Annotated in this window: 10 protein-coding genes, 1 pseudogene and 1 riboswitch; of the genes and pseudogenes, 8 read left to right on the top strand and 3 right to left on the bottom strand. The window is 48.7% G+C overall.

Annotated features, from left to right (window positions below):
• Positions 1-122 precede the first annotated feature (122 nt).
• The 4 genes from U5921_RS01785 to U5921_RS01770 all read left to right on the top strand — a co-directional run bounded on the left by U5921_RS01785 (position 123) and on the right by U5921_RS01770 (position 8,700).
• Entirely contained in the window at positions 123-503 is a 381-nt protein-coding gene (locus U5921_RS01785; RefSeq protein ID WP_324824825.1) for a hypothetical protein, read from the top strand.
• Positions 500-895, top strand: coding sequence for a hypothetical protein (locus tag U5921_RS01780; RefSeq protein WP_324824824.1), 396 nt, complete (start codon positions 500-502; stop codon positions 893-895). The genes U5921_RS01785 and U5921_RS01780 overlap by 4 nt, the downstream gene beginning before the upstream one ends.
• Before the next feature lie 76 nt (positions 896-971).
• Entirely contained in the window at positions 972-7,751 is a 6,780-nt protein-coding gene (locus U5921_RS01775; protein ID WP_324824823.1) for an S-layer homology domain-containing protein, read from the top strand.
• Between the two features lie 22 nt (positions 7,752-7,773).
• A riboswitch (cyclic di-GMP riboswitch) is annotated at positions 7,774-7,861 on the top strand.
• A 344-nt stretch (positions 7,862-8,205) separates the two neighbouring features.
• Positions 8,206-8,700 carry an RNA polymerase subunit sigma-24 gene (locus U5921_RS01770; RefSeq protein ID WP_324824822.1) on the top strand — a complete coding sequence of 165 codons (495 nt, stop codon included), beginning with the start codon at positions 8,206-8,208 and terminating at the stop codon, positions 8,698-8,700.
• Between the two features lie 277 nt (positions 8,701-8,977).
• On the opposite strand, the gene U5921_RS01765 is transcribed toward U5921_RS01770, so the two are convergent.
• The 3 genes and pseudogenes from U5921_RS01765 to U5921_RS01755 all read right to left on the bottom strand — a co-directional run.
• A complete protein-coding gene (locus U5921_RS01765) occupies positions 8,978-10,249 on the bottom strand; it encodes a sensor histidine kinase (RefSeq protein ID WP_324824821.1) in 1,272 nt (423 codons plus the stop codon).
• A gap of 24 nt (positions 10,250-10,273) precedes the next feature.
• Positions 10,274-10,996, bottom strand: coding sequence for a LytTR family DNA-binding domain-containing protein (locus U5921_RS01760; protein ID WP_324824820.1), 723 nt, complete (start codon positions 10,994-10,996; stop codon positions 10,274-10,276).
• 110 nt (positions 10,997-11,106) lie between these two features.
• Positions 11,107-11,307 (bottom strand): annotated as a pseudogene (locus U5921_RS01755) (helix-turn-helix domain-containing protein); the annotation flags it as partial.
• A 297-nt stretch (positions 11,308-11,604) separates the two neighbouring features.
• Here U5921_RS01755 and U5921_RS01750 point away from each other — a divergent pair.
• The 4 genes from U5921_RS01750 to U5921_RS01735 all read left to right on the top strand — a co-directional run bounded on the left by U5921_RS01750 (position 11,605) and on the right by U5921_RS01735 (position 16,539).
• Complete coding sequence (locus U5921_RS01750; RefSeq protein WP_324824818.1) at positions 11,605-13,605, top strand: hypothetical protein; 2,001 nt, start codon at positions 11,605-11,607, stop codon at positions 13,603-13,605.
• A 159-nt stretch (positions 13,606-13,764) separates the two neighbouring features.
• Entirely contained in the window at positions 13,765-14,187 is a 423-nt protein-coding gene (locus U5921_RS01745; protein ID WP_324824817.1) for a hypothetical protein, read from the top strand.
• A gap of 103 nt (positions 14,188-14,290) precedes the next feature.
• Positions 14,291-14,845, top strand: coding sequence for a LemA family protein (locus U5921_RS01740; RefSeq protein ID WP_324824816.1), 555 nt, complete (start codon positions 14,291-14,293; stop codon positions 14,843-14,845).
• A gap of 8 nt (positions 14,846-14,853) precedes the next feature.
• On the top strand, positions 14,854-16,539 hold the full coding sequence (locus U5921_RS01735; RefSeq protein WP_324824815.1) for a DUF2207 family protein: 1,686 nt from the start codon (positions 14,854-14,856) through the stop codon (positions 16,537-16,539).
• Positions 16,540-16,563 lie beyond the last annotated feature (24 nt).

Genomic DNA, 16,563 nt, shown 5'->3' with positions numbered 1-16,563 from the left:
GCTTGATCATAACCCATTGAAAAACACTTGACAAAATGATACCCTAATAAAAACTATCATACTTCTTCGGTGGAAGAGGTGCGGTAGTTTTTTATTTGCATTTTAAGGAAGGAGGAGGTCGCGTGAATGTCGCATTGTGCGCGGCGTTCTTGGAAGAGGACGTCTGGGAAAACCGTCTGGTAACGGCAGCTCTCCCACAAAGGATTGAAATTACGGAGTGTAATAGCGCAGGGGCACTTCTAAAGATACTGGAATTAAAGCCGTTTTCGCTGCTCATTGTCGTGTTAAACGGTGTGGCGGGACTGGAAGCGGTACGTCGTCTCAGAGAAAAAGCACCGGACGTTCCCCTTCTGTGGATTTCCGATGAGGATTACAACCTGTTCGGCTATCAGTACCGTGTAACCTGTTTTCTGCGCCGGACGGTATCCGATGTTCAGTTTCGGGAAGCAGTGGCAGGATGTTTGAAGATTTCGGGAAAAGGAGAGGAGGAAACCGCAAAATGACAAAAAACATTGCGCTGTGCGGGATAGAGGAAGAACTTATCCGTACACTGGAACACTGCGGCGAATACCGTCTCTTACGCTTTTTTGATGAACCGGAGCGACGCGGTGATGTAAAGCTGGCATATTTTCTGCGGGACGGTCCACCTGTAGCGCTTACCATCGTGGGATATCCCGGAGCAAAGGGACTTGCCGCCTGCGATTATCTGCGGACGCAGAACCGCGCGTTACCCATCCTTTGGCTGTGCAGCCGCAGGGAATTTGAGCCGGAAGCGAAACGGATTGGTGTAACCTTTTACAGCACCGGTCCACCTGGCACAAAGCTACTTGCCACGAGGTTGCTCAGTGCCATTTCCAAGGTGGATGCAGGAACAGTTGCTTGTCGTAGTGGATAAGTGAAAGGATATCAGTAAGACAAATAATAAGGCAATGCCGCTTTAAAAAGAAGGGCATTGAGCAATGGAGGGCATTATGAAAATAAAACAAATGGCAGAGCGTCTAAACAGCGTTCCTGTCAGAAAAAAAGCAAAGAGGTTATTGGCACTGACGATGGCTGTGCTGATGGTGAACCCGGTCACAGGCTATGGCGTTTCTGCCCATGCACAGGAAGCGGAAACCATTACCGCTTTCGCAAAGTTGTCCAGTGAGATTGCCACTCAGCAGCTTGCAGTGGGTGCCGAGGAATCGGACATTAACCTGCCGGAAACACTTAGCGTAACACTCAGTGTTTATGGGGTGGACACAGCAGAAAACATTGTGGAAGATTCGCAGCCAGAGAAAATCCCTGCCGAAGAAGCAAAACCTGATGAGAGCACCCCAGAAGAGCCAGTGGTTGACGAATCTCCTGCTGATGATTCTACTGTTTCGGATAACGACGCGGAAGAACCAAAGGAGGATACAAATGCAGCAGAAGATAACACCGCTACGGACAGCGAAGCTACCGTGGTATTAGACAGCGGAGAGGTGCCTTTAGCCGCAAGCACCACCGGCTCTGCCATTAGCGCAGATTTAGACGATGCAGATACCGAGCAGACAGAGACAGAAACAATCACCACCCAAGAGCGGACGCTGACGGGCATCACATGGGAAATCAACGCGGAACGCAGTGGTTCGGATACCTTTGATTCCGCTAATGCTGGTGCGGTATTTTTCTATGAGCCGGTTCTGCCGCAGGGCTATACCCTTGCCGACGGCGTGAATCTGCCGCAGATTCAGGTGCAGATTGAGGAAAACGTCCAGTGGGTGTTCAGCCAAAGCCAGACCATAGACGGCATCGAAATCACTGTTAAGGCGGAAAAGGACGTGTTCCCGGAGGGGGCTGCCCTTCATGCTGAGAAAGTAACCAGTGCAGAAGACAAAGAGAAAATCCAAAGTGCTGTCAGCGAAGAAGTCCAAGCGGAGGATGCCGCTAAAACCGTCGCGGAGCTGGTTTCTTTTGACATTACCATCACCGATGCGGATGGCAATGAGCTTCAGCCCGATACCAGCAAGGGTGAGGTCAGAGTTTCCTTTGCGCAGCTGCCTATGGTGACGGAGGATACCGCACCCACGCAGGAACTGAAAGTCTTTCACATGGATGATTCTTTAAGTGAAGCAAAGGGCTTGGACACCACCGTGGACGAGGCGGCCGGGACACTGGAAGTGCCTGCAGAGCATTTTTCGGTGTTTTCGGCGATGCTTCTGACAACAACTGAGGTAACTAAGCTTGAGGGCGAGGGTACTGTAGATAGTCCCTATCAAATTACAAACGCCAATGATTTGGTGTTTATGGCAAGCAAAGTTAACGCAAACGCATATGGCAGCACCGTTTATTTTTGCTTAGAAACGGATATCGATCTTTCCGGAATTTCCGATTGGACGCCTATTGGGAATTCCAATGACACTCCGTTTAAGTCAAAGTTCGACGGCAATGGTAAAACCATCAGCAATTTAAAGGTTACAAATACGGATATTAGCGATGTGGGGCTGTTTGGCGTTATTGATCAATGGGGCGATGTAAAAAAACTCGGTCTTAGAGATGTCCAGATTAACGCCGGATTTTCCAAAAATAACATAGGCGGCATTGCGGGACTGGTTAAAGGTACAATATCTGAATGCTACGTTACGGGCAGTATTAATGCGAATTTTACCACCAATGTAGGCGGCGTGGCAGGCGGTGTGGAAATGGGGACTCTAAGTAATTGTTACGCCGCTGTGGACCTTCAAGGGGGTTTCATATCTCAAGGAGGCGTGGTGGGCAATGTCTCCCGAGGCAGTGTGAAAAATTGTTATTCTACCGGCTCGGTTCAAGGGTATCAACAGATCGGCGGGGTGGTGGGCACAATTTCCATGTATTCTTCTTCAACTGTAACGAATTGTTTTGCGACTGGAGCGATTAATGCAACTAGTAAAGCGGGAGGTGCCGCAGGCAGCATTACCGATACCTATGCTGTTAAAGACCTTGCAGCGCTGAATATTAGTGTAAGTGGTTCAGAAAACATCGGGCGTGTGGCAGGATTTATTTCTCAAGGGAATGTTCAGGGTGAGGTTGCCTTTGAAGGTATGTTGATAACTCCACAGGGCAGTAGTAGAAAAGATGGAGCCGCAATAAGCACATCAGCTATCCAAGCTGATAATTACTTCAGTACTTTGTTTTCAAATGATTCTGCATGGGTTTTTGAGACCAAAAAGCTGCCTGTTCTTAAAAATGTGGGTGGGGAACAGAGTAGCACGCTTCCTGCGCATTTGATTAGTTTAGCGCCATCAGCGCCGCAAAGCCTTAAAACAACTGTGGGCAATCAGGAAATTACATTACAATGGTCGATTCCTACTAGCAATGCCGATGGAATCACTGGATATGAAGTTTCCGACGACAACGGCGGTTCCTGGATAAGTGCCGGCAGCAATTTGACATACACGTTCACAGGGATGGAGAACGGTCATAGCTATGCACTAGCAGTACGGGCAGTTACGGGGGATGAAAAAGGCGCTAAAGCAACGATAGAGGCCATCCCCGGCCACAAGCCCGGTGGGCCGAAAACCCTTGCTATCACCACCTTCAGAGATGATGACGATAAGAAGCGTATCACTTTGACCTGGGCGGCGCCTGATTTTCCGGGAGACAGCACAATTACAGAATACATGGTATGTATAGGCTCGATGGGGGTGTTTGTATCTGCCGGAAACAATAACAGCTATACCTTTACAGAAAAGGACCCCAATTTTCATGTGATAAGCTGGGGTCAACAGCAAGCGTTTCAGGTATATGCACGCAATCTTTCCGGCGATGGTGAAGCTGTTTCAGGGTATTTTGATATAGCTGCCGTTCCCGAAAAACCTCAAAGCTTTACCGCCATACCGGATGAGGATGGAAATGTTCTCCTGAACTGGACAGCACCCTTGGATACGGGGGGAGTAGGTATTACAGGATATCGGGTGTCAAAAGACGGTGGTAGTAGTTGGACTGCGGTAAGCAACGGACTCACCCACACCTTTAGTGACCTTGCAAACGGAACTTCATACGATTTTGCGGTGCAGGCGTACAATAGCAAGGGCTGGAGCAACTCAGCTGCAAAAGCGGCAACGACCGTCCGAACCGTTAGATTTACGGATTCCAATACCAGCTTGATTGTCGTGAAAAAATCTAACGAAACATGTACCTTCACCGCCAGCGGTTCCGGAGCGATTACTTATAGCTTAGAGGGAACCATTCCGGCAGGTGTGGCTATAAATGCCGCTACAGGGGAACTGACCATTGATGGTAGCATTGCGCCAGCCGGAACGTATTCCTTTTCCATAAAGGCTACAGATAACGTGGGTATTTCCGCCACCAAAAATTTTAATCTGACCGTCAAAAAAATTACCGCTAGCAATAGCGATGTTGTTTGGCCTTCTGCTGCGGGCATTACCTACGGGCAGCCTCTCAGCGACTCCAAACTGACCGGTGGCTCCGAAACGGGCACATGGGCATGGAAGAACGGAAACATCGTTCCCACCGTAGCCAACAACGGTTATGATGTGGTATTTACACCGCATGATACGGATAGCTATGACTGGTCAGGTGTGGACTTAACACAGAAGGTAAACCTTGCAGTCAATCGGGCAACGCCGGAAGCGTTCATATTGCCTACGGCAGCAAGCATTACCTACGGGCAGCTCCTTAGCGACTCTGGGTTGACCGGTGGCTCTAAAACCGGCACATGGGCATGGAAGGATGGCAGCATCGTTCCTACTGTTGCCAACAGCGGCTATGATGTGGTGTTTACGCCAAATGACATTGATAACTACGACTGGTCAGGTGTGGACTTAACACAGAAGGTTAACCTTGCAGTCAATCGGGCAACGCCAGAAGCGCTTACATGGCCTACGGCAGCAATTATTACTTACGGACAAAAGCTGTCTGCAAGTGCCTTAAGCGGTGGCAGCAATCAGTATGGAACCTTTGCATGGACAAACGGCAATGCGGTTCCGACTGTTTCAAACAGCGGCTATGAGGTTACCTTTACGCCGAACGCCAATACAACTGCAAACTATGAAGCTATTACGGGTACCACTCATACGGTTGCCATTACCGTCAGCAAGGCAACTCCTGCTGTGACAGTAAATGCAGTTGTTTCCGATGATGCGGGAAGTCGTAAAGCAACACTGACCGCAACCGTGACTGGTGCAGGCGATGGCGAAAACCCTACTGGTGCTGTGAAATTTGTGAACAGTACAAGCGGTAGTGATGAAGATATTGTAGGCGCGACCGCTGTCACAATCACAGGCGGCAAGGCAACTTACACATGGACTGGGCTTGCCAGTCAGATCTACAAGGTCAAGGCTGTTTACAACGGTAGCGGAAACTATAACACTGCTACCAGTACAGAGCTTAGCTTTGACACCAATAAACAGAATCAAGCGGCACTTAATATAGGAAGTATTGGTACAAAGACCTATGGCGATGGAACATTTACCCTTTCTGCAACAGGCGGAAACGGTGGCGGAGCTGTGACCTTTGAAAGCTCTGACCCGACTATCGTCAGCATTGCCGGTACCACAGCAACGATTCACAAGGCTGGTACCGTGACCATCACCGCTACCAAGGCGGCAGACAGTACCTACAATGAAGCAACCGCATCGGTATCTCTGACTGTTGGCAAGAAAACTCTGACCGTCAAGGCGGACGACAAGCTGAACGTAGTGAAGGGTGCTGCAATACCAGAGCTTACCTATACCGTAACTGGTCTAGTGGACAGTGACACCTTTACCAGTCCGACCATATCCACCACAGCGACGGATACCAATACGGTGGGCGAATATGACATCACAATCAGCGGCGGAACCCTTGCCAATGCCAATAGCTATGCAGTCACCTATACAAATGCTAAGCTGACCGTAGTCAATGCGACCTATACCGTGACTGTGACAAACGGAACCGGCAGCGGCAGCTACAGCGAGGGTCAGACCGTAACCATTACGGCGGACAGCCGAGGTGGCTATACTTTCACCGGCTGGAGCAGCAGCGATGGCGTAACCTTTGCAAACAGCACAGCAAGTACAACAACCTTCACCATGCCGGATAAGGCAGTTACCGTTACGGCAAATTATAGCAAAAACAGCAGCGGAGACGGCGGCAGTTCCTCCGGTGGTGGTTCTTCTTCCGGCGGAAGCGGAGCACCGACTACAACAACACCGGAAAAGATGCCAAATCAGCCGGTAACAGCAACGGCTCCTGTCGCGGCAACAGCAGGAACGAACGGTGTGGCAAGTGCATCTATCCCGGATAAAGCGATAACCGATGCCATTGCCAAGGCACAGTCCGATGCAACTAGCCAAGGCAAAACTGCAAATGGAATTTCTGTTGAGTTGAACGTAACCATGCCAAAGGGCACAGCTTCCTTGACAGCAACCCTTACCCGCAGCTCTTTGGATAGCCTTGTAAGAGCCGGAGTCAGCAGTCTTGAAATCAACGGCTCCCTTGTACAGGTTAGCTTTGATAAAAAGGCGCTGGCTGAAATCCAGAAGCAGAGCAGTGGTAATATCAGTATTGCCATTGCACCAAAGACAAACCTTTCTGATGCGGCCAAAAAGATGATCGGCACAAGACCGGTCTATGACATTACGGTAGGCTATGGAAGCGGAAAAACAGTATCCAGCTTTGGCGGTGGAATTGCAACAGTATCTATTCCATATACGCTGGGCAAGAATGAAGCAGTCGGTGGTCTGTATGCGGTCTATGTAGACGCAAAGGGTAATGCAACCCGCATTGCAGGCTCTGCCTATGATGTAAACAGCGGCTGTGTTATTTTCACAACTACCCACTTCTCGCAGTATGGTATCGGCTACACTGCACCGACAGCAAAATTTACAGATACCAGTACCCATTGGGCAAAGGAATCCATTGACTATGTGGTGGGCAGAGGGCTGATGTCCGGAAATTCGGAAACAACATTTTCACCAAATTCCGCTATGGCGCGGGGAATGTTGGTAACAGCCCTTGGCAGACTAGCAGGAGTGGATACAAAAGCCTATACAAAGAACAGCTTCACAGATGTAAAAGCAGACAGCGCCTATCGTCCGTATATTGAGTGGGCGTACAGCAAGGGCATCATTCAGGGCATCGGAAACAGCCAGTTTGCTCCAGACAGGGCGATTACCCGTGAGGAAATTGCGGTAATCTTTGCAAACTATGCAAAGGCAACCGGCTATACGCTGCCAATCACCCGTGAAGCAAGCAACTACGCTGATGCTTCCGGTATTGGAAGTGCTTACAGAGACGCTGTAAAAGCCATGCAGCAGGCAGGAATTATGATGGGCGGCAGTGACAATAAGTTTAATCCAAAGGGAAATGCCACCCGCGCCGAGGTTTCCTCCATGTTAGGTCGTTATATCAAGCTGACCATCAACCCTGCCACAGCGCAGGGCTGGGCGCAAAACGATGCCGGACAGTACCTGTACTACAAGGATGGCAAAGCTCTAACCGGCACACAGACCATCGACGGTGTGAAGTATTTTTTCAACACCGATGGTACGCTGAAAACCGGCTGGGTCAAGGATGGCGATAACTGGCGTTTTTATTCCGGTAAGACAATGTTAGTCGGCTTTTGGGATCTTGGTGCAAACGGAAACAATAAGACCTATTACTTTACTAAGGACGGTCTGATGATATCCGGTAAGTGGCTTGAGATTGACGGCAAATGGTACTATTTCTATACCGACGGCTCCCTTGCCAGAAGCACCAAAATCGACGGCTATGAGATTGATAAAAACGGAGTGAGAAAAACAAAGTAACCGACATTTCTAAGAAACAGAATTGAATTAAGGGCAAACCCATCAAAAGATGGGGACGCAAAGCCGAGGGTCTAAGGCGCACATTGTGCTATGATAGTCTGGCTGCAAAAAACTGCAAAGAGCCTGCTCTCTATTCTAAGGGCAGGCTCTTGTCATAAGCAGTTTTAGCTGAATTATTTGAAGTACAATCCCTTTTCGCTATGCGCCATAGCGAAAGGGGTAACCACATGAGCATTCCAAACTTCCATCCTTTTCGGGGTTGGAAATAAAGACGGCGCACGACAAATTCATATAGGCAAATACAAAAAGACAGCATTTTGCTTTTACAGGCAGAGTGCTGTCTTTTTGTATTTGACAAAGTTCCTGCGGATACGACATTTTTCAGCTTTTCACTGCCGTGGTCCTCCCTCCGATTTGTTTCGCATTTTAGCAAAACAGATCGGAGGAAAGGAATATGAAGAATTATAAAGATAGTGATTATGCACTGAATAAGTTCAGTGAGGGAATTGTGTACCGCTTTGCCGACCGTATCGTGGAAATTACATTGGAGGACTACCTTTCGGAGAATCCCGGCAAAACCGCAGAGGACTTTCTGGAACTGAAAGCCCTGTCAGATGAAATCTATCATCAGCAGGTGATAGATGAGAATCGGACAAGCCGTTTGAATGTCAGTATCAATGGCTTAGAGGATACGGAGGCGCTTGCTACGGCTTCTCTTGATGTAGAGCTGATACATAAAAAAGATACTGAAAAGGCCATAGAATCCGCCAGACAACTTCTTGACAGCGGTGGATTAACAGAAGTTCAGCGGCGGCGGTTCCTGTTGCATTTCTTTCAAGGGCTATCCTATCGGCAAATTGCAAGCTGCGAAGGAGTGCATTTTACTTCTGTACATGAAAGTATAAAAGCAGCTACGGCAAAGTTGCAAAGTTTTTTTGACATTGGGTAACCTAAACGGTAAACAGCGAATAATTGTTGTCTGTTGATACATGTTGCCCACTTCACCACGGTTTAAAAATGTCCTTATGATACCGTGGAGAAAGTCGAGGGGTTAAGGTCATTAGGAGGCTATGGTAGTCTAACTACAAAAATCACAAGAGCCTGATCTCAAAATAGAGAGCAGGTTCTTGCTGCATTTTACAAATATCTTTGATATCAGGCAGAGCTTTTGCTATGAACGATGGCCAAAAAGCACAGTGTGAGGACTTAATAGATAAAACAATCTCCTATGCAGTAGCCTGAAAAATAAACCACCCATCCTTAACCGAAAACTGAAATACGCCGCCATGCTTTTCCACGATATGAGCTATACTTTTTGTGCCAAAGCCATGCCCCTGCTCTTGTGATATTGGAAGCCCTTGTTGAAATATCGGCTCTACGTGATAGCTGTTGTGCAGATCAATGCACAGCTTATTATTTTTGGAATACATACGCAGCCGGATGATGCGTTTGTTGCTGTCAGGTATCTGTTCACAGGCATGGATAGCATTTTCCAAAGCGTTTGACAAGAGCGAGCAAAGCTCAGTATCGCTAAAGGGAAGCAAATCAGGCAGTTTTGCATCCACCGTCAGCATGATTTCCGCTTGTTTCGCTTTCGCGGCGAAAGCGGACAAAATCAGGTTGACGGTTTCGTTTTCACAAAAGCGTGTGGGCGTGATGGCATCCATGTCGGACTGGGCAGTTCGTAGGTACTCTTTAATCCCCTCGATGTGTTCCTTGGAGGCCAACCCCTGTAAAAGCGCAAAATGATGGCGCATATCATGCCGATAGGATGCGGCGTTCTGCTGTAACTGCCGCAGAGAAGCAAATTCTGTCTGCGCCAATCTAAACTGCGCATCCAACATATCCTTTTCTCTTTGAAGGCTTGCCTGTTTTTGTGTCTCAGCGTAGTAAAGGATCACAAACACAAAATAGAAAACAGAGATTGTTGAGGGCATGAACTGTACCGCCCACTCGGTGCCGCTGTAAAGCACATCGGTGTAGATGGCGGTCACATAGTCAAACAGATAGTAGAAAAGTGGGACTCCGCCTAAAAATAAGCAAGATTTAGTGGACTTCTCCATCAACTGCCGAACAGATCCGGCCACATATCTTTTCAAGAAATAATAGGCCAAAAACACGAATGCTATGTAAAAAATATGGTCTGCAAGTCTGCTGTCCAAAGCGGCTCCTGCAAGGAAACCAAACCAGCGTGGTGCTTGACAGCAAAGATAACCGGAAAGCACGCTGACAACGGAGATGAGCCACGGACGTTTATAGTATAAAGAGAATATCACAATCAGCGGCAGATGGATAATCAGCGGATACAGCTTTGATGTCAAATCTAAGCCCAAAAGCCACCAACTGGCGGTTTGAACGAAAAGGAAAATGACACAGAGCAAACCGATAGTGAACCTGTTTTTCTTTGTGGGTTCTATTCCCGCAAAGAGAACAGTCACCATGATGCCAAAGACCAGAGAAACCCCAAATCGTAAGAGTCCGATCACTGTTACTGCCATTGAAAAATACCTCCCTCCATTTTCTTATTCCCCTTCCATTTGATAATTCAGATATTGCTGCTTAATCTCCTTTGCCTTGCCCTGTGCGACAGGAACAGCGGAAAGGGTCTGTAAGGTGATCTGATGGTTTTCGATGGTATCCACATACTGCATATTCACAAGAAAAGAGCGGTGAGGTTTGATAAAACACCCATATTTCAGCAGGCTATCGCAGACAGAGGAAAAAGGCTCCGTACATTCGACCACCTTGCCGGAGCGCAGATGATAGAGGACGTTTCTGCCGATGACCTCGGCAAAAGCCAAATTGGAGATCAGTATTTTTTGAATCCCCTCGTTGCTCTTTACGATGACCGCATCCTCTTCTTTCGCTTTGATTTGTTCCAGCAGCTCATCAAAGGTGAAGAATAGCTTCTCCTTTGAAATTGGCTTGAGTACATAGTTGATGGCTTTCACCGAATAGCTTTCCAACGCAAACTCAGGTGATGAGGTAAAGAATAAAATCGGTGCGGTTTTGTCAAAGGTGCGAATTTCCTTTGCCGCATCAATGCCGGTAAAGCCCGGCATCATAATATCCAGACAGTATATATCAAACCGCTTTCCTTTTTCCAAGGCCGAAATCAATTCAAATCCGTTTGGAAATACGGCGTGTTCACAGTTTAGATGTCTTGATGTTCGGTACAGGTCTATAAGCTGTACCATATTGGATAGCTCGTCAATATTGTCGTCGCAGACCGCAATTTGCAGCATAAGCACCCCTCCATGTTCTATTAGACTTCTTCGGAAACTCTCGCAGGCTCTCCCTCCTGCAAATCGGGTCGCTGCCGATTACCGGGTTCAGATTTTATAACGGAATTTTCATCAGGAACATACTCCATGATGTCGCCGAAATCGCAGTCCAAAACACCGCAAATCCGAACCAAAATATCCACGTATATGTTTTCATCCTTCGATATTTTCAGCAGCGAACCGCTGCTAATACCCGCCGCCCTGCACAGTTCGCCTTTTCTTATTTTTTTGTCGATCATCAGTTTGAATAATTTGTTATAACTGACACCCATAACACGCCTCACGTCCCTCTAAAAGTCGAAAATCATTTATACAAATAATGGATTACAGTATATCATCAAATTATGACAAATACAAGATAAAATTCGTGTGAACTCGTCGATTTTTGTGTGATGTTGTGTTGCTCCACATCTAAAAGTAAAAAAGACAGGAGCGTGATTTCCTCCAAAATCATGTTTCATGTCGAAAAAATCATGTTTCATGCAGCGGACAGTTTTGCAAAGAGATTTCTGATAGATTGAACGTGGAGAAATAAATGTTATTTCGTTCAATCAAAAAGGAGGAAAACTATGAAAAAGCAATTTATGGGCATACTGCTCACTCTGTGTATGGTGCTTACCCTACTGCCGACAACGGCGTTTGCGGCGGAAGCTGTGACCATACTGTCTTACCCCGCAAAGACCGAATATACGGTTGGCGAGGGATTTGACCGAACCGGGATTAAAGCGGAGGTTACAATAGGCGGCGGGAAAAAGGACATCTCAAGCGAAATCAGTTTCAGAAATTCCGGAAACGCGACGTTAGAACAAGGTACGGTATTCGCATACACTGCGGGAAAGCAGGAGATTACCCTGCGGTGGACGGCTCCGGGCGAAAAAACGAGCCAAATCGTGGGGAAATATACAGTTACATCAACCGGCACATATGTTCCTCCCACGCAGGCTGCACCTATGCCAAATGATACTACTTATAAACTGTATGATGCGATGGACAACGGTTGGTACAGCATCCGTCTGGGCCCCATTGGCGGTGGCGGTGGCGGTCTGATGTACGCCGGTGGGAACGACACTTTTATCAATATCGACTCCGCAGGCAAGGCATTCTTACGCACAGGGGGAAGGGCCACGAAATTTTATGTTGAGAAAAAGCGCGTTGTAGACCGTGACTGGACTGAGATAACCATAAAAATGGCGGATGGGCGATATTTGGGAATTGCGGGCGAAACAGATAACAGAGCGATGTATAAAGTCGGGACGAACCCGGTCTACCGTGCAAAGCCGGATGGCGACATTGTCGGGGAGTTTCCATCAGGCACCATTCTTGAAGTTACCGAGATCAAGGGCGACTGGGCGAAGGTGAAGCATGAAGGCCGAGAGTATTATATGTGGGCTGCTAGACTGACAAAAGTGAATGCGGGCGGCACGCGGGTAGCGGCTGTAGGTAACCCTTATCTATGGCAGATATCCTTCGGCAACAATGTTGCTATGCGTCCCTCCGAGAATCCTAAAATGATGGTCCGTCCTGCGGAAAAAGGATATCCAGACGGAGCGGGGGTTGTCCTGTCCGAATACATCGCCAACTATACCGATATAACTTTTGAGGACTGGAGCATACCCATCAGCAATGCTGAAATGGCGGGGTTCTTCTGGGATGCGTTCAGTATTTTAGGATACCATTACCCTGCAGAAGGTCCGAAAGATTTGCATGAGAGTTTGCGCAAAGAAGGGGGGCAAGCTGAGGAATTCAGGGGCAGTATTGTGCTTTGTTACGCTTGGGGTGTCTTTACTGATAAAAATATGAATTGGAGTGCGAATCCCACCTACGGGGAGTTTACCTCTTACTTAATTAAGCTCATGGACTATAACAAAAGCAGGAACAGTCCTAAATTTTCCGCTTTCACCAAGGACACCATCAAGAGCTTTGCCATCAGCGGCGACACAAGTGCAAACGCCAAAATAACATGGGAGCAGGCAGCGGCTCTCCAATACAAAACCATCCATTGGGCGGCAGCAGAACATTTGAGGTTAGGTGAATGGAGTGGCCTTTTAGATAGGGTGGAATCGCTCATTTCGGCCGTGCCGAGGAACCTAACGTCCTCTGGGAGAGCATCCGGACAGACCCCCGCTCCGGCGCCGACACCCACCAACACCGTTACGGCAACACCCACCAACACCAAGTTTATGTTAAACGGTGCGGAAGTCGCGCTGCCCGCTTACAGCATCGGCGGCAACAACTACGTCAAGCTGCGGGATGTGGGCGCGCTCCTGAAAACACGCTTTGATGTGCGTTTTGAGGATGGCAAGGCAAAGCTGTATAACCATGCGGCATACACCAAGACGAGCGGCGAGCTTGCCGCAATCGGCAAAGACAGTAAAAATGCTACACTGAGTACCACAGCCTTTGTATGGGGTGACACCGGTGCGGCGGTGACGGGGCTGACCGCCTACACCATCGGCGGCAACAACTATATCAAGCTGCGGGACATCGCAAAGCTGTTTGACTTCGATGTGGACTGGCGCGACGGCAAAGCGTGGATTGAGCCTGACGTGTCGCCCTACACCGAGGACTAATTGCACCGCCTACACTTTACAAACCAACCCCCAAAATCATGTTTCATGTCGAAAAAATCATGTTTCATGCAGCAGACGGTTTTCTGTGGCAGGGTTTTGATAGAGTGAACGCATGGGACTTTGCCCTATACAACCCAACAGAAAACGGAGGATTTAGAAATGAAAAAGTTACTGGTACTTATCATGGCACTTGCAATGGCGCTGAGCCTTGCAGCCTGCGGCGGCAATGCCGAGTCCCCTACATCCACGCCTGCATCCACCCCCGCCGCTGCGGAACGGAAAGACAACGTAACCCCCGAGCAGGCAGCGGCAATTGTAGACATTATGGCGAAGATGGGCCCATTGTACGAAGAGGCGGCGGCAGCGGTCACGGCAAACGGCTGGGATCAGGACGAGCTGGCGGTGCAGGAGCTGAACGCTGTATATGCCATTATGGACTCTGCAAGGGTTGGACTTGGAGAGCTTGACGGATACGGAGACACCAGCACAGAGGATATTGACGCCGTTATAGAACAGTATCAGACTATGCTGGACGAAATGCCCAACTTAGTCGCCAAGTACAGCGAGCCCTACAGCAACTAATCACTGCGTTTTATCAAATTGCTAAAACATAAAAAAATAATCTCATGACAAAAGCGGATGCGGAACACCCGCATCCGCTTTTGCAAAAAAGGAGGAAATGACTATGCTGCCAACTTTCATCACAATCGCCGTAATTGCTGCGGTCATTGTTCTATGGATCATATCCACCCAGCGCAGACTGGTGGTGCTGGATGAGAATATCAGCAATGCCATGAGCCAAATCGGGGTGCAGCTTTCCAGTCGTTTTGATGCGCTGACGGCCCTTTTGGATTTGACAAAGGGCTACGCCAAGCACGAAAGCGAAACGTTGATTGAGACAATCAAATCCAGAAGAAGCGTCATCACGGCAAAATCCACGCCGGATGATGTGATGCGTCAGGAAGGGGTTATTTCTGAAGCCCTTGGCAGGATTGCCATGGTAACGGAGCAGTATCCCGACCTGAAAGCCAATCAAAATTACATCAAAACCATGGACGCGGTGCAGACCTTTGAAAATATGGTGCGCACCAGCCGTCTGATCTACAACGACAGTGTAACAAAGCTGAACCGTGAAATCCGAATGTTCCCGGTCTCTGCCATTGCCGGGATGCTGGGTTTCGGGCAAAGAGAATATCTTGTGGAGCAGGCTGATAAGGCGGATATGCCCAGCATGAAATGAGGTGCCCGATGCGCAAAAAAGTAAGCGGACTGATTCTATGCTTTGCCTTATTATTTGCCCTCCCTCTCCCGGCTTTTGCAGCAAATCAGGTCAATACCATGGATATTCAGGTGGTCATTTACGAGGACGGCTCCATGTATGTGACACAGGTGTGGGAGGGAGATTTTAACGAGGGAACCGAAAGCTACATTCCCATGAACGCACCCGACTATCTGACCGCCAGCCAGCTTACAGTCTCCGACCAAAACGGGAGTTATGAGACGGTTTCGGATTGGAATATTGACTGGAGCTTTGAAGAAAAGGCGAGAAAATGCGGCATCCATGATACGGACAGCGGGTATGAAATCTGCTTTGGCATCAGCCGATATGGACAAAACCGCTATGTGATTGAATATAAGCTGGACAATGCGGTGGGCGGTTACAGCGACAGGGACGGCGTAAACTTCCGATTTGTAAACGATGGGATGAACACCACTCCCACCGATGTGAAGGTTGAAATCCGGCTGGCGGACGGCACACCCATCACCGATGAAACCGCCGACATATGGGGGTTTGGCTATGACGGACAGGTGGAATTTTTAGACGGCGCTATTCTGGCCTACACGGAAAGCCCTATTGCTCCCGAAAACCATGTGACGGTACTGTTTTCTCTGGAGAAAGGAATCCTGTCCCCCTCACGGCAAGAGCAGGGCAGCTTTGAGGAAGTAAAAGAAACTGCCTTTTCAGGCAGCGATTACGATGATACCGGCGAAGAAGTATCCACATTTGAAGCGATTGTCACGATGCTTTTATCCGTCGGACTTCCCATCGGCCTGATGATTTGGTTTTTCAGGATGAAAAAGAAACGTGCAGAGAAAAAACGGAAACAGTTTACAGAACGGTTCGGGTATTTCAGGGATATTCCCAACGGCGGCAATCTGAGCGCCACCTATGCGCTGGGACGGCTGTTTGATGTGTGTGAGGATGGTGCCATTCTCTCCACAGGGATGCTGCGGCTGATAGAGCTTGGCTGCCTGTCCCCGGTGGAAACACAGGAAATCGGATTTATGGGACAAACCCGCGAAACAGTGAGCCTGCGGCTGGTGGGCAGCAATCATAGCAGTATGAACGAATATGACGAGTACCTTTATACGGTGTTGGAGGGCGCGGCCGGTTTGGACTCCATTTTGCAGCCAAGGGAGCTGGAACGCCTTGCAAGTCAAAACGACAAGCTACTGCGTACCTACATACAGAAATGCGACAGCGCGGGCAGAACCTATTTGAACCAAAAGCACTGCCTGAAACGGTGGGATATGCCTGCCAAGCTCACCGACCTGACCCCTGCCGGGGAGCAGGAGCTGGGCGAGCTGATGGGGCTGAAACGGTATTTGACGGATTTTTCATTGATTGCCGAAAGAGGTGTCAAGGAAATGCCGATTTGGCGGGAACTGCTGACCTATGCCATGCTGTTTGGCATCGCCGATCAGGTGGCGGAGCAGATGAAAGCACTATACCCGCAAATTTCTGCCGAGCTGACCGATTACAGTGGGAGCATGGCAACCGCCTATTCCTACCACTACCTACTTTACACCAATATGAAGAAAGCCGAGGAACGGCGCATACAGGAAAAGCGAAGCGGCGGAGGCGGTGGATTTGCTTCCCTTGGAGGGGGCGGCGGCTCCATCGGCGGCGGTTCGGGCGGCGGAACGAGATAATCACTTACTACATATACGGAGGAA

It is taken from the genome of Sinanaerobacter sp. ZZT-01 (assembly GCF_035621135.1).
In the GTDB taxonomy this organism is placed as follows: domain Bacteria; phylum Bacillota; class Clostridia; order Peptostreptococcales; family Anaerovoracaceae; genus IOR16.
Note: the sequence above shows the minus strand (reverse complement) of the source record. Positions and strands in the feature narration are given on the sequence as shown.

What these genes read in the sequence shown, in the direction of transcription:
- U5921_RS01780 (WP_324824824.1), top strand. Translation starts at nt 500, where the DNA reads ATGACAAAAAACATTGCGCTGTGCGGGATAGAGGAAGAACTTATCCGT.
- U5921_RS01740 (WP_324824816.1), top strand. Translation starts at nt 14,291, where the DNA reads ATGCTGCCAACTTTCATCACAATCGCCGTAATTGCTGCGGTCATTGTT.
- U5921_RS01770 (WP_324824822.1), top strand. Translation starts at nt 8,206, where the DNA reads ATGAAGAATTATAAAGATAGTGATTATGCACTGAATAAGTTCAGTGAG.
- U5921_RS01765 (WP_324824821.1), bottom strand. Translation starts at nt 10,249, where the DNA reads ATGGCAGTAACAGTGATCGGACTCTTACGATTTGGGGTTTCTCTGGTC.
- U5921_RS01745 (WP_324824817.1), top strand. Translation starts at nt 13,765, where the DNA reads ATGAAAAAGTTACTGGTACTTATCATGGCACTTGCAATGGCGCTGAGC.
- U5921_RS01750 (WP_324824818.1), top strand. Translation starts at nt 11,605, where the DNA reads ATGAAAAAGCAATTTATGGGCATACTGCTCACTCTGTGTATGGTGCTT.
- U5921_RS01735 (WP_324824815.1), top strand. Translation starts at nt 14,854, where the DNA reads ATGCGCAAAAAAGTAAGCGGACTGATTCTATGCTTTGCCTTATTATTT.
- U5921_RS01760 (WP_324824820.1), bottom strand. Translation starts at nt 10,996, where the DNA reads ATGCTGCAAATTGCGGTCTGCGACGACAATATTGACGAGCTATCCAAT.
- U5921_RS01775 (WP_324824823.1), top strand. Translation starts at nt 972, where the DNA reads ATGAAAATAAAACAAATGGCAGAGCGTCTAAACAGCGTTCCTGTCAGA.